Source organism: Cytobacillus sp. FSL K6-0265, from assembly GCF_038003465.1.
Classification (GTDB): Bacteria; Bacillota; Bacilli; order Bacillales; family Cytobacillaceae; genus Cytobacillus; species Cytobacillus stercorigallinarum.
Window position 1 is genome coordinate 1,554,192 of sequence record NZ_JBBOPE010000001.1, and the last position, 13,779, is coordinate 1,567,970.

At 36.1% G+C, this 13,779-nt stretch carries 11 protein-coding genes and 1 other annotated feature; of the genes, 10 read left to right on the plus strand and 1 reads right to left on the minus strand.

Features of this window, described 5'->3' with window-relative positions; translation table 11 throughout:
* Positions 1–9: 9 nt before the first annotated feature.
* The 4 genes from opp4A (at position 10) to MHH73_RS08045 (ending at position 4,767) form a co-directional block, all read left to right on the plus strand.
* Positions 10–1,728: an oligopeptide ABC transporter substrate-binding protein gene (gene opp4A, locus MHH73_RS08030; RefSeq protein WP_341066046.1), complete on the plus strand. Its 1,719-nt coding sequence runs from the start codon at positions 10–12 to the stop codon at positions 1,726–1,728.
* A gap of 38 nt (positions 1,729–1,766) precedes the next feature.
* Positions 1,767–2,732 (plus strand): oligopeptide ABC transporter permease, encoded by a 966-nt coding sequence (opp4B, locus tag MHH73_RS08035; protein WP_191814894.1) that lies wholly within the window; start codon positions 1,767–1,769, stop codon positions 2,730–2,732.
* Between the two features lie 9 nt (positions 2,733–2,741).
* Complete coding sequence (gene opp4C, locus MHH73_RS08040) at positions 2,742–3,656, plus strand: oligopeptide ABC transporter permease (protein WP_191814896.1); 915 nt, start codon at positions 2,742–2,744, stop codon at positions 3,654–3,656.
* A 364-nt stretch (positions 3,657–4,020) separates the two neighbouring features.
* A complete protein-coding gene (locus MHH73_RS08045) occupies positions 4,021–4,767 on the plus strand; it encodes a YjbA family protein (protein ID WP_341066050.1) in 747 nt (248 codons plus the stop codon).
* Between the two features lie 41 nt (positions 4,768–4,808).
* On the opposite strand, the gene trpS is transcribed toward MHH73_RS08045, so the two are convergent.
* Positions 4,809–5,801 carry a tryptophan--tRNA ligase gene (gene trpS, locus MHH73_RS08050; RefSeq protein WP_341066051.1) on the minus strand — a complete coding sequence of 331 codons (993 nt, stop codon included), beginning with the start codon at positions 5,799–5,801 and terminating at the stop codon, positions 4,809–4,811.
* Between the two features lie 62 nt (positions 5,802–5,863).
* Positions 5,864–6,062, minus strand: a binding site (T-box leader).
* Between the two features lie 513 nt (positions 6,063–6,575).
* Between trpS and MHH73_RS08055 the strand changes: the two genes are divergently transcribed.
* From MHH73_RS08055 to MHH73_RS08080, 6 genes are all read left to right on the plus strand, one after another.
* The gene (locus MHH73_RS08055; protein WP_341066052.1) at positions 6,576–8,210 is read left to right on the plus strand and encodes a peptide ABC transporter substrate-binding protein; all 1,635 of its coding nucleotides are present in this window, start codon (positions 6,576–6,578) and stop codon (positions 8,208–8,210) included.
* A gap of 174 nt (positions 8,211–8,384) precedes the next feature.
* A complete protein-coding gene (locus MHH73_RS08060) occupies positions 8,385–9,317 on the plus strand; it encodes an ABC transporter permease (RefSeq protein ID WP_341066053.1) in 933 nt (310 codons plus the stop codon).
* 6 nt (positions 9,318–9,323) lie between these two features.
* Positions 9,324–10,238 (plus strand): ABC transporter permease, encoded by a 915-nt coding sequence (locus tag MHH73_RS08065; RefSeq protein WP_341066055.1) that lies wholly within the window; start codon positions 9,324–9,326, stop codon positions 10,236–10,238.
* 11 nt (positions 10,239–10,249) lie between these two features.
* Positions 10,250–11,317, plus strand: coding sequence for an ABC transporter ATP-binding protein (locus tag MHH73_RS08070; protein WP_341066056.1), 1,068 nt, complete (start codon positions 10,250–10,252; stop codon positions 11,315–11,317).
* A gap of 3 nt (positions 11,318–11,320) precedes the next feature.
* Positions 11,321–12,256 (plus strand): ABC transporter ATP-binding protein, encoded by a 936-nt coding sequence (locus MHH73_RS08075; RefSeq protein WP_191814906.1) that lies wholly within the window; start codon positions 11,321–11,323, stop codon positions 12,254–12,256.
* A 273-nt stretch (positions 12,257–12,529) separates the two neighbouring features.
* A complete protein-coding gene (locus tag MHH73_RS08080) occupies positions 12,530–13,744 on the plus strand; it encodes a putative glycoside hydrolase (RefSeq protein ID WP_445662518.1) in 1,215 nt (404 codons plus the stop codon).
* Positions 13,745–13,779 lie beyond the last annotated feature (35 nt).

Genomic DNA, 13,779 nt, shown 5'->3' on the forward strand with positions numbered 1-13,779 from the left:
GGGAGAACAATGAAAAAGAAATCTTTTTGGTTAATTTCGTTTTTACTCGTATTCTCTATGTTTCTAGCAGCTTGTAATAGCGGGAACGAAACGAGTGGGAAGGAAGAAGGAGATAAAGAGGAAGCTAACACTGGTGAACCGGTTGAGGGCGGGAAAGTAACGTTAGCAGTAACAACTGCGCCTGAAGGGGTATTTGAGTATGCTTATTATCGGAGTGCAGTTGATGCACAAATCTTGGAATTTACCGGTGGTAGTATTTATCAAGTAAATGATGACCTTGAGTATGAACCAGATCTTGCTTCATGGGAAATTAGTGAGGATAAGTTAACATACACTTTCAAATTTAAGGAAGGTGTAAAATGGCATAATGGTGAAGAATTGACAGTAGAAGACTGGCAATTCGCATTAGAAACAATGGCTGATCCAGATTATGATGGCGAGCGTTTTAATTATGTAGAAGGCATTAAAGGCGCAAAAGCGAAAAAAGATGGGAAAGCAGACTCAATTGAGGGCATTAAAGTGATTGATGACTATACAATCGCAATTACATTTGAAGAAATGAAGCTAAACAACCTTGAGAATTTATGGTCCTATCCAATGCCTAAGAAGCATTATGAAGGTATAGCTGTAGCTGATTTAGGTGAATCAGAGCAAGTAAGAACAAATCCAGTAGGTCTTGGACCATTTAAAGTAAAAAGTGTGAAACCAGGTGAGTATGTAGAGTTAGAGAAATTCGCAGATTACTATCAGGGCGAACCAAAGTTAGATAGTGTCGTAGTAAAAGTGATTGATGCTTCCGTAGCAAATGGAGCACTTCAAAACGGCGAAGTAGATATTATGGAAGTGATTCCGAACCAAGTGGAAGAACTCGAAAAAATGGATCATATCACTGTTGAAGAGACAACGGGTGTTGGTTATTCATACATTGGTTTAAGATTTGGTCATCGAGATCAAGAAGCACGTACGAATAAAGATGATATTGATAAGTTTAAAAACAAAGACCTTCGCCATGCTCTTTTATATGCAATCGACCGTCAAGCAATGATTGATGCATTCTTGGCTGGTAAAGGTAAAGTATTTAATACGGTTATTCCATCCACTTTCTGGATAGCAGCAGACGAATCTGAGTTAAATCAATATGAGTATAATCCAGAAAAAGCAAAAGAATTACTAGCAGGAGCGGGTTATAAAGATGTAGATGGAGATGGGTTCGTGGAAGATCCAGATGGAGAACCATTTTCTATTTCCTTTGGGCATTATGCAGGAAATGCAACTTTTGAAGGACGTACACAAGCGATTATGCAATCATGGAATGATATCGGTGTGAAAACGGAATTAGCTACAGGATCATTAATCGAATTTAACCTATATAACGATATGAAAACAGAAGATGATGAAGCATTAGAAGCATTCTTTGGTTCTTGGAGCACAGGTACTGATCCAGATCCATCAGGTTTATGGGCAAATAATGCCGAATGGAACTTTGGTCGTTGGGTAAATGAAGAAAATGATAAATTATTAAACGAGGCTTTAAGTGAAAAAGCGTTTGATAAGGACTATCGTAAAGAAGTGTATGTAGAGTGGCAAAAATTATTTAATGAGGAATTACCAGCAATTCCATTATGGGAAAACTTAGATTTATATGGAATTAATAAACGCTTGCAAGGTGTTCATATAAATGCTGAAGGTTTCCAATCAAATACTCATGAATGGTATGTTACAGAATAAGCGTCACGCGAACTTTTAATTGATAAGGAGAATGGAACATGCTGCAATATTCACTTCGCAGAATATTAGGTATGATACCGTTGTTATTCCTTACTTCCATTGTGGTTTTTACCCTGGCAAAGTTTATGCCAGGGGACCCTTTTGGGGGTGAAATTGACCCATCAAATACAAATCCAGAATATATTGAAGAAATGAGAGAAAAACTGGGATACAATGACCCTATTCATATTCAATATATCAGATGGGTAACAAATTTCGTACAAGGAGACTTCGGACACTCGACAGCACATAAAATACCTGTCTTTGATTTAATTGTTGACCGTTTACCGAATACGATATTTTTGGCGATCGTATCACTGATAATTACATATATTTTTGCTTTTGCTATGGGGATGTACTCCGGTAGAAGGCCATACACATGGGGAGATAATCTAATTGCAGGTTACAACTATGTAGGACTAGCTATTCCTTCATTTGTTGCCGGAATCATAGCTATTTACTTTTTCTCCTTTCAATTAGGATGGTTTCCATTTGCAGGATCCGTTGAAGTTGGACTACAACCTGGTACTTGGGACTATTATATAAGTAGAATGCATCATGTACTCCTACCAGCCTTAATTCTTGGTCTCATGGGGACAGCTTCGTATACGCAGTTTTTACGAAATGATGTAATAGAAAACAGCCGTAAAGACTTTGTACGTACTGCTCGAGCAAAAGGCACAAGTGAATCCGCTATTTATAATAAACATATTTTACGGAATTCGATGATCCCATTAATCACTTTTTTAGGTTTTGATATTGCGACATTAATAGGTGGTGCGGTCATCACTGAAACAATTTTTACTTATCCAGGTATAGGTTTATTGTTTTTGGAATCAGTCGATAGACGAGATTATGCTGTATTAATGACGATTACCATGCTGCTTTCATTTTTAACGTTATTAGGTAACTTAATTGCGGATTTACTGTACGGCATTGTTGATCCGAGAATTAGGTTAGGATAGGGGGCAAATATGGTGAAAGCATCTTTAAATACAGACGGTCAAGTTTTAATAAAAAACAAGCAAAAGCAGTTCTCTCCTTGGAAATTAGCGCGGAAAAAATTTCTCAAGAATAAAATTGCAATGACTAGCTTATTTGTTTTCGTCTCATTTGTGCTGATTGCGGTTTTCGGCCCATTATTTACGACACATGATATAACACGAATCAATTTCATGTCGATGAATTTGCCACCTTCTGCGGAGCATTGGTTCGGAACAGATACGAATGGTAGAGATATCTTTACACGTATGGTATATGGAGCGAGAACATCACTTTTAATTGGTTTATCATGTATGACATTTATTATTGTTATCGGAACGATAGTCGGCGCAATTGCTGGATACAATGGTGGAAAGATTGATCAAATATTTATGAGAATAACTGACTTTGTACTAAACTTTCCATTTCTAGTCTTTGTAATTGTTCTTAATACAATCTTAGTGGGGAAAGTCTCTGGCGTTTGGACGCTGATATTAGTTATCAGTTTATTAAGCTGGGGTGGGGTTGCCCGGATCGTTCGCAGCCGATTTTTATCAGAAAAGGAAAATGAATATGTTTTAGCAGCGAAATCAATTGGAACAAGACCTATCAAGATTATTGGAAAGCATATCTTACCTAATGTAGCGTCGACAATCATTGTTCAAGCAACTTTAATGTTGGCAGTTACTATTGTGGCAGAAGCAGGTTTAAGTTTTTTAGGGTCTGGTGTCCCAGCTAATATACCAAGTTGGGGTAACATGCTTTTTGAAGCGCGTGATTCTGACGTATTAAGGAATAAAACTTGGATTTGGGTACCGCCCGCTGCAGCTATTACAATCACAATACTAGCAATTAATTTCATTGGAGAGGGCATTAAAGACGCTCTAAATCCTAAGTCTAGAAGGTAAAGGCTTAGCAGGTAAGTCTGAAAAAGAATGCAATTGACCTTTTAAGGTAATTGCATTCTTTTTTTTGGGGGAAAATCGATCATGTGATTCGTAATGAGTGTAAAGTTTATGGAATTTAGCTATTAACTATTTATTCTAAATTATATTAATATTTATCTTAATGAATAATAAATGAATATTATAACAATTACTTCCATTTAAAATACACTTTATATAGATTGAATAATTCTATATAAAGTACAAATTGCATTTTTGAATGAGATAGAAAAGAATAATAATGGATTAGATTGTAAAAGAAAGGAATAAAATCAGAGTTGTTTGCCCATACTTATTGACAAATAATCATGCGAGTGGGGGTTAGGAAATGTTATATCTTCATGATGTTTGGGTGAACTGGTTTGAAGGGGAAGAGAATGGTTACAATGTTTGTCAATTTCATGAATGGCGAAAAGATGATGCAGTTGAATTATTGGATCAAGTACCGCTACTAAGAATTACACCAGCACTATTTCATTATATTGAAAATGATCTATCTGAATTACCACAACAACTATTGAATGATGTGTATCAAAAAGCGTATTTAAGAAAAAATCATGAAAGAGTGCAATTAGATTATTGTTTTGTCATTACTGATGGGACAAACATTATGGCCGTTGATACAATAGGGTATCATATTCCAATTCGAAAGAGTAGACTGATACCAAGACAAGAACAACTTACATATGAAATGATTTCAAACCATGATGAAATGGAATATACTTTTGAACAAAAGCCGAGTCTAAAAAGTTTTCACATTCTTTCACCTGACCCAGAGTTAATGAAAGGGCTCACAAGAAAGGAAAGACAGCTTAAACAATTAATGTTTATGGCACTCGATCAACTTCATAGTTCAGAAAATGAGGCGGAAATTCGCTATTGGTTTACAGAATGGATGCCTGAAGAGTATAAAAGTATTCAATCAATGGGTTTCCATGATGCATGGATGAATTTATATGAAGATAGCAAGGTCGGCTGGTCTAAAAAACATGAAAGATTTTGTGAGAATATCATTAAAGGTCAACCGTTTTTTGAGAAGTTATGGGAAATGGAAAATGGTTCAAAGGTAAATTAACTCAGAAAGGGACGCTCAATTCATTTGAACGTCCCTGTTTTTTATTTCCTTTTTCTACCTAATCCCATAGCGTTTTCCATCTTTTTCACCATTTTACCTGCCACTTTGTTGGCATTGTCTGCTCCTGCATCTAATATCTCATCTAATTCTGCTGATTCCATGAGATGATGATATTTATCTTGAATAGGTTTTAAGTGGTCAATAATTACTGCTGCCAAATCCCCTTTGAAGTCACCGTATCCTTTTCCTTCATATTTATTTACGATATTTTCGATTGATTCGCCTGAGAATATCGAGTAAATCGTTAATAAATTGGAAACGCCAGGCTTATTCTCTTTATCAAAAGCGACGATGCCATCAGAATCGGTTACAGCGCTTTTAATTTTCTTCTCTATTTGTTTTGGTTCATCCAAAATAGAGATAAACCCTTTTTTATTTGCGTCAGACTTACTCATTTTTTTCGTTGGGTCTTGAAGTGACATTATTCGAGCGCCAACCTTTGGAATACTTACTTCTGGAATTGTAAAGATATCATTGTATTTCTTGTTGAATCTTTCTGCTAAATCTCTCGTTAATTCTAAATGCTGTTTTTGATCTTCTCCAACAGGGACAATATCTGTACCATATAATAGAATATCACCAGCCATTAATGGTGGGTAGGTTAATAAGCCGGCTGAGACAGCTTCTTTCCCAGCAGATTTATCTTTAAACTGAGTCATTCTTTCTAACTCACCGATATAAGAGATACATTGTAACATCCATGCTGCTTGTGCATGTGCAGGTACTTCAGATTGAACGAATAGAGTTGCTTTTTTTGGATCTAAGCCTACCGCAACATAGAGTGCTGCTAGACTACGGATATTGTTTCTTAGTTGTAAGCGATCTTGTGGAACAGTGATCGCGTGTTGATCAACGATACAAAAGTAGCAATCATATTCATTTTGTAACTCGACAAACTGTCTTAATGCCCCAATATAGTTTCCAATCGTTATTGTTCCACTGGGTTGAATACCAGAAAAAAGTGTTTTTTTCATCATAATCCTCCTATGTGCTATGAGAAATGAACATATAAAAAGACCACTCATCCCTAAAAAAATCTAGGGACGAATGGTCCGCGGTGCCACCCTAATTATTCACATATGTGAATCTCTTAAAGACAGATAACGTTAGTCTAACGTGAATCGATATATTCATGCTCAAAAAGTCCATTCGATTTAATAGGTTGCTTATTCTCACCTACCATAAGCTCTCTTAAAACCATCTTAAATGTACTACTCTTTTCTCACAGCAATTTGTATTATTTATTTGTAATCATAATATAATATATGTAGAAGTAAATCAAGTGAGCATTATAACAGCAAAAAAAAAATTATTTGTTATATACCAATTTAAACTTATGAAAACCCTTACATAACAATAATAATACACGTTTCGACATTTTTTTTGAAAAAATATAGATAATTTAGATTATTTAAAACGGGCTTGAAATAAACTTTTAAAGAAACTATAATAAAACCTACCAAACGACATCTTTACAAACAGATTACATTTTGTTCGTTTTCAGGTAGATGGAATGATGAAAAGGTGAGTTTATCGTAGTCTAATAGATACAAATTTTAATATTCAAGTGGAATTATCTGAATAGAGGGAATTTGTTCTATCGAAAATAAACTTACTTTCCTTTACATGCATAAAGGAATCAACTCTTTTTTTATCATAAATTGTTTGATTTTTTCATTAATCTACTCTATGTGAACAATTGTTATTTCTGTGAAGAATCGTTTGAATTAAAAATAGGGGGTTTCACCGTGAAAAAAAGATGGTCAATCTTTTTAAGTATGCTACTTTTAGCTAGCATGGTTTTAGCAGCCTGCGCTGGCGGAGGCGATGACAATGCAGATGGTGGCGATGGAGGTAGTGATGTACCTCAAGAATTAAAAGTGAATATTAATACTGAACCACCTTCACTACATCCTGGCTTAGCACAAGATTCAACTTCAGGTACAGTCTTGCGTCAAGTAATGGAAGGTTTAACGCGTATCGGTCAAGAGGATAAACCAGAAGCAGCGATGGCTGAAGATTGGGAAATTTCAGAGGATCAAAAAACATACACATTTAACATTCGTGAAGATGCACAATGGTCTAATGGCGACCCTGTAACTGCAGAAGACTTTGCTTATGCTTGGAAATGGGCATTAGATCCTGCAAACGAATCAGTATATGCTTACCAACTTTACTATATTGAAGGTGCAGAAGCAGCTAATACTGGAGATGGAAGCTTAGATGATGTTGGTGTAAAAGCAGTTGATGAGAAAACTCTAGAGGTTACTCTTGCTAACCCGACTCCATACTTCTTAGAACTAACGGCATTCTATACTTATTTACCTATTAACAGCAATATTGCCAAAGAAAATAAAGATTGGGCTACAGATGCTGGTGAAAACTATACAACAAACGGACCTTTCCATTTAGCGGAATGGGCTCACAGTGATCAAATCACTCTTGAAAAGAGCGATACTTACTGGGATAAAGATACTGTAAAATTAGACAAAATTGAAATGTACATGATTAATGATCCAAATACAGAATTATCTATGTTTGATAATGGTGAATTGAATTGGGCTGGTTCTCCAACAGGTACACTTCCTACAGATGCAATTCCAGCATTGAAGGATTCTGGAAGACTAACTACTCAACCAATCGCAGGTATTTACAATTATAAATTTAATACAAACGTAGAACCACTAGATAATGTGAATATCCGTAAGGCTTTAGCTTATGGTATCGACCGTCAATCATTGATTGATAACATTCTTCAGGCAGAACAACTTCCAGCAATGGCGATTGTCCCACCTACTATGTTCCCTGAAAGTGAAAAAGGGTACTTTGCAGACAATGATGTTGAAGCAGCAAAAGAATTTTTAGCTAAAGGCCTTGAAGAAATGGGATTAAGTGATGTTTCTGAGTTACCTGAATTGAAACTTTCTTATAACACAAATGAAGGCCACCAAAAAATTGCTCAAGCGGTTCAAGATATGTGGGTTGAAAATTTAGGTGTTAAAGTAACATTAGATAACTCTGAATGGAATGTATTCTTAGATACAGTTAAAAGTGAAGACTATCAAATCGCACGTATGGGCTGGTTAGGCGACTTTAACGACGCGATGAACTTCCTAGAAATGTACCGTGATGCTGATGGCGGTAATAACAATACGGGTTGGGAAGATCCAGAGTACCAAAAATTACTTGATCAGTCTCAAACTGAAACAGATCCGGAAAAACGTCAACAGATGTTAAAAGATGCAGAAGCAATTTTAATGGATGCAATGCCTGTTGCACCAATTTACTTCTACACAAACAGCTGGGTTAAAGATGAGAACTTAAAAGACGTTCAAGTTTCTGGTTTAGGTGATGTTCAATTTAAATGGGCACACTTTGAATAATTTGTATCTTTAAATGCAAGGTATATGGGATTATTCATCCTATATACCTTCGTTCTTGTAAGAAATGATTATCCTACTAGTGGAATTTCATACAAAAAATTCTAAACTATGATTATGACAATCTTAGATTAGTGCCCTTGAATTCAACTAAGTAATTATTGGAGGTGTTGGACAATGACGAAATATATTGGAAAACGTCTGTTATATATGATTCTTTCTTTATGGTTAATTGTAACAGCGACATTTTTCCTTATGCGCATTGCACCAGGGAACCCTTTTGCTTCTGAAAAGAATTTACCACCAGAAATACAAGCAAATTTAGAAGCACATTATGGCATGGACCAGCCATGGTATAAACAGTATTTTGATTATCTCGTAAACGTAGTAACTTGGGACTTTGGCCCATCTTTTAAATACAAAAGCCAATCGGTGAATGATTTAATCTCTGAAGGATTTCCTGTATCGTTTGTACTTGGTGCAGAAGCAATATTAATTGCATTAGCTTTTGGTGTTTTGTTTGGCGTTATCGCTGCTTTAAGACAAAATAAATGGCAAGATTATACAACGATGGCTGTTGCTGTTTTAGGTATATCTGTACCTTCATTTATTATGGCTGCTTTTTTACAGTATTTTCTAGCTATAAAATTACAAATATTCCCTGTTGCCCGTTGGGAATCATTTATGCACACCATATTGCCAGCTCTTGCACTTGCAGCAGGACCGATGGCATATATCGCAAGACTTACACGATCTAGTATGATCGAAGTATTAGCAAATGATTATATTAAAACTGCTAAAGCAAAAGGTTTAAGTGGTGGAGTAATTACAGTTAAGCACGCAATGAGAAATGCTCTTCTTCCGGTAGTTACTTATTTAGGCCCATTAACTGCGGGTGTTTTAACAGGTAGCTTTGTTATCGAGAAAATTTTCGGTATTCCAGGGTTAGGTTTCCACTTCGTAACAAGTATTACAAATCGTGATTATACAGTAATTATGGGTGTAACCGTGTTCTATAGTGTTCTATTACTATTAGCTATTCTCCTTGTAGACATTGCGTATGGAATCATCGACCCAAGGATTAAACTAGCTGGGAAGAAAGGAGAATAATCAATCATGCAAAGTGCGAATGATAAATTCAAAGTTGTCGGCACACATTTAGATGATGCTGAAAAGATTTCGAAGCCTAGTCTTTCTTATTGGAAAGATGTCTTCATTAGATTCCGAAAAAATAAGCTTGCTATGTTTGGTATAGTACTACTTATTATTCTCATCTTCATGGCAATCTTTGGACCATATATGACAGAATATGATTATGCATCAAATGATTTAGCGAATAAAAATCAGCCACCTTCTGCTGAGCATTGGTTCGGTACAGATGATCTTGGGCGAGATATGTTTGCCAGGACTTGGGAAGGTGCAAGAATTTCTATCTTTATTGGTGTTGCTGCTGCATTAATCGATTTATTTATCGGTGTTGCTTGGGGCGGAATTGCCGGATACAAAGGCGGTAGAACGGATGAAATAATGATGCGTGGAGCCGATGTATTATCTGGGATTCCTTATTTGTTACTAGTTATCTTGTTAATGGTTGTATTAGGACAAAGTCTAGGTACGATGATTATCGCCATGACGATAACCGGTTGGATAAATATGTCCCGGATTGTTAGGGGACAAGTATTAAGCTTGAAAAATCAAGAATTTGTTCTTGCTTCTAAAACTTTAGGTGCCAATACGACAAGAATTATGGGTAAACATTTAATTCCGAACTCAATGGGTCCAATTTTAGTTACAATGACATTAACAATTCCTTCTGCGATCTTCACAGAAGCTTATCTTGGATTCCTAGGATTAGGTTTAACACCACCTTTAGCGAGTTGGGGAACAATGGCCAATGATGGTTTACCAGCTTTAAGATATTACCCATGGCGTTTATTCTTCCCTGCGATCTTTATTTGTTTAACAATTTTTGCATTCAATGTAGTCGGTGACGGTCTACGTGACGCACTCGACCCAAGAAGCCGTAAATAAGGAGTGAGAACATGGAAAAAATTCTCGAAGTAAAAGATCTAAAAGTCTCATTCCAAACTTATGGAGGGACGGTACAAGCTGTTCGTGGTGTTAGCTTTGACCTTCATAAAGGTGAGACGTTAGCCATTGTTGGTGAATCAGGTTCTGGTAAAAGTGTCACTTCACAAACACTAATGAAACTAATTCCAATGCCTCCAGGGCAAATTACTGGTGGAGAAATTCTTTTCTATGGTGATGATATTGTACCTAAAACAGAAAAAGAAATGGAAAACATCCGAGGTAAAGATATTAGTATGATTTTCCAAGATCCAATGACTTCATTAAACCCAACAATGAAGGTTGGTAATCAAATTATGGAAGGTTTGATTAAGCATCAAGGGTTATCTAAAGCCGATGCTAAAAAACGAGCAATAAAATTATTAGAGCTAGTTGGTATACCAATGCCAGAAAAACGAGTAAATCAATATCCGCATGAATTTTCAGGTGGTATGAGACAGCGTGCAATGATAGCTATTGCCTTGGCTACGAATCCTAAACTACTGATTGCTGATGAACCTACAACCGCTCTTGATGTAACTATTCAAGCTCAAATTTTAGAGTTAATGAAAGAGTTACAAGCGAAAATGGAAACATCTATCATCTTTATCACTCATGATTTAGGCGTTGTTGCGAATGTAGCTGATCGTGTAGCTGTTATGTATGCTGGTCAAATCGTTGAAATTGGAACAGTAGATGAAATCTTTTATGATCCAAAGCACCCATATACGTGGGGACTGCTTGCTTCTATGCCAAGTGTCGATAATGATACAAAAGATGAATTAGCTGCCATTCCTGGGACACCACCGGATTTAACAAATCCGCCAATTGGTGATGCATTTGCTGCAAGAAACAAATATGCATTAGCCATTGATTACGAGGAAGAACCACCAATGTTCCAAATATCTGAAACGCATTTTGCGAAAACTTGGTTGTTACATCCTGATGCGCCTCATGTGGAACCACCTGAAGCCGTGAAGTTGCGTCAACGTCAAATGTCCTCCAATTTTGATAAACCAATCATTGTGAAGGAGGGTATTTAAGTTATGGCAGAAAAATTACTAGAAATAAAAAATCTAAAACAACATTTTAATGTTGGTAAATCAAATATGGTTAAAGCTGTTGATGGTATTACCTTTGATATTTACAAAGGTGAAACGCTTGGTCTAGTTGGTGAGTCAGGTTGTGGGAAATCCACCACTGGTAGAACAATCATCCGTCTATATAATGCAACGGATGGACAGGTCCTATTTAATGGCGAAAATGTTCACGGTAAAAAATCAAACAATCAACTAAAAGCATTTAACCGGAAAATGCAGATGATTTTCCAAGACCCTTATGCATCCTTAAATCCCCGTATGACGGTTGCGGACATTATTGCTGAAGGTATTGATATCCATGGGCTTGCAAAATCGAAAACAGAGCGTATGGAGCGCGTTTATGAGCTACTTGAAACCGTAGGCTTAAATAAAGAACATGCTAACCGTTATCCACATGAGTTCTCTGGTGGACAGAGACAGCGGATCGGTATTGCTAGAGCGTTAGCTGTAGAACCGGAATTCATTATTGCTGATGAACCAATTTCTGCTCTTGACGTTTCTATTCAGGCACAAGTTGTTAACTTAATGAAAAAGCTTCAGCGTGAAAAGGGGCTAACTTATTTATTCATTGCTCATGATTTGTCAATGGTTAAGTATATTAGTGATAGAATTGGAGTAATGTATTTTGGCAAGCTAGTTGAATTAACAACAGCGGAAGAGTTGTATAGCAATCCTCTTCACCCTTATACACAATCTCTATTATCTGCTATCCCTTTACCGGATCCAGAGTCAGAAAGAACTCGTCAACGAAAAACATATGACCCAGCTGTTCATCAATATAGTGCGGATGATAAGGTTGAAATGCGTGAAGTTCGTCCTGGTCATTTTGTTTACTGTTCTGAAAAAGAATTTGCACAATACCAAAAAGAATATAAAAGTTAACTTAAAAACGATCTCTTATTGAGGTCGTTTTTAAATTGATTGAACTTGCTTGAAATCTGCTCCTTCCTAAAGAATCAAAAAAAATATTAGTTATGAAAACTAAGAATATTATAAATATGTTTAGTGCTTTCACTCACTAAAATGTATGAATATAGTATACAATAGTTTGTATGAAATTACTATCGCAAAAATTAAAATATTTCTTATTATTACTAATTTCTTTTGCATTGTGTTTAACTTCTAGTAGAATAGGAGATAAGAAAAAGAAAATAAATGGATGAGGAGGGAAAAATAGTGAGGGTAATTAAAGTAGCATTTTTCTTACTATTATTAAGTGTAGTTCCACAATTAGACCATGCGAATGCTGAACAGCAAAGTTACCAGCTTCATGCACAGAAAGAATATGCTGGTTTTTTAATGGAATTACCTGAACAAATGAAACGGTTTACATACGATTCAGGCTACGACTTTACCTACCCAGATGCTATTAGAGGTATTTATGTGACTGGACCATCGGCAGGAGGAGCAAATTTTGAGCGGTTAACTAATTTTGTTGATGGGACAGAATTAAATGCGATGGTTATTGATATTAAGGACGATTGGGGAAACCTTACATACCAACCGGAAGATGATAGTAAATATAAAGAGATTGTTGAGCCATATATAAAAGATACGGAAAAGATGCTGTCGACATTAGAAGAAAAAGAGATTTACCCTATTGCGAGGGTCGTTGTTTTTAAGGATTCAACACTAGCTAAGTTAAAGCCGGAATGGTCGTATAAAGAAGGAAATAAAGTATGGACAAACGGAAGAGGAGAAGCTTTTGTTAATCCGTTTATGGAAGAAGTGTGGCAATATAATGTCGATATTGCTATAGAAGCAGCTAAAATGGGATTCCAGGAAATTCAATTTGATTATGTGCGTTTTCCTGAAGGTTTCGAGCATATGGCTGATTCATTGAAGTATAGTAAAGGAAAGTATACAAACGGTAAAGATGATGTTCAGTTAAGAGTAGATGCTGTTACAGATTTCGTTAAGTTTGCGAAAGAACAATTAGAGCCGTACGGTGTCAAAGTATCTGTTGATATTTTTGGTTACACCGCTACTTTACCAGAGGCACCTGGGATTGGCCAGAACTTCTCAAAAATCTCAGAACATGTTGATATCATTTCTTCTATGATTTATCCAAGCCACTGGGGACCTTACTTTGGGATTCAAAAACCAGATTTAGAACCGTACAAGCTTATTAAGGAGTATGCAAAGGTAGAGAATGCCAAAAGAGAAGAACTAGCTTCTCCGCCTATTTCTAGACCTTGGCTACAGGATTTTACCGCATCTTATTTAGGAGCTGGTAATTACAAGCCATATGGTAAACAAGAAATAGAAGATCAAATTAAAGCCTTAAATGAAGAAGGAATTGACGAATTTTTATTATGGAATGCTGGCAACCATTATACAGAAAATGTTGATTATACTCCAATAAACTAAAAAAAAGCAGCTGATATGCCTTTATCAGCTGCTTA

Bases quoted from the DNA above. Each gene is read 5' to 3' on its own strand.
- opp4A (WP_341066046.1), top strand. From the start codon at position 10: ATGAAAAAGAAATCTTTTTGGTTAATTTCGTTTTTACTCGTATTCTCT.
- opp4B (WP_191814894.1), top strand. From the start codon at position 1,767: ATGCTGCAATATTCACTTCGCAGAATATTAGGTATGATACCGTTGTTA.
- opp4C (WP_191814896.1), top strand. From the start codon at position 2,742: ATGGTGAAAGCATCTTTAAATACAGACGGTCAAGTTTTAATAAAAAAC.
- MHH73_RS08045 (WP_341066050.1), top strand. From the start codon at position 4,021: ATGTTATATCTTCATGATGTTTGGGTGAACTGGTTTGAAGGGGAAGAG.
- trpS (WP_341066051.1), bottom strand. From the start codon at position 5,801: ATGAAAAAAACACTTTTTTCTGGTATTCAACCCAGTGGAACAATAACG.
- MHH73_RS08060 (WP_341066053.1), top strand. From the start codon at position 8,385: ATGACGAAATATATTGGAAAACGTCTGTTATATATGATTCTTTCTTTA.
- MHH73_RS08065 (WP_341066055.1), top strand. From the start codon at position 9,324: ATGCAAAGTGCGAATGATAAATTCAAAGTTGTCGGCACACATTTAGAT.
- MHH73_RS08070 (WP_341066056.1), top strand. From the start codon at position 10,250: ATGGAAAAAATTCTCGAAGTAAAAGATCTAAAAGTCTCATTCCAAACT.
- MHH73_RS08075 (WP_191814906.1), top strand. From the start codon at position 11,321: ATGGCAGAAAAATTACTAGAAATAAAAAATCTAAAACAACATTTTAAT.
- MHH73_RS08080 (WP_445662518.1), top strand. From the start codon at position 12,530: ATGGATGAGGAGGGAAAAATAGTGAGGGTAATTAAAGTAGCATTTTTC.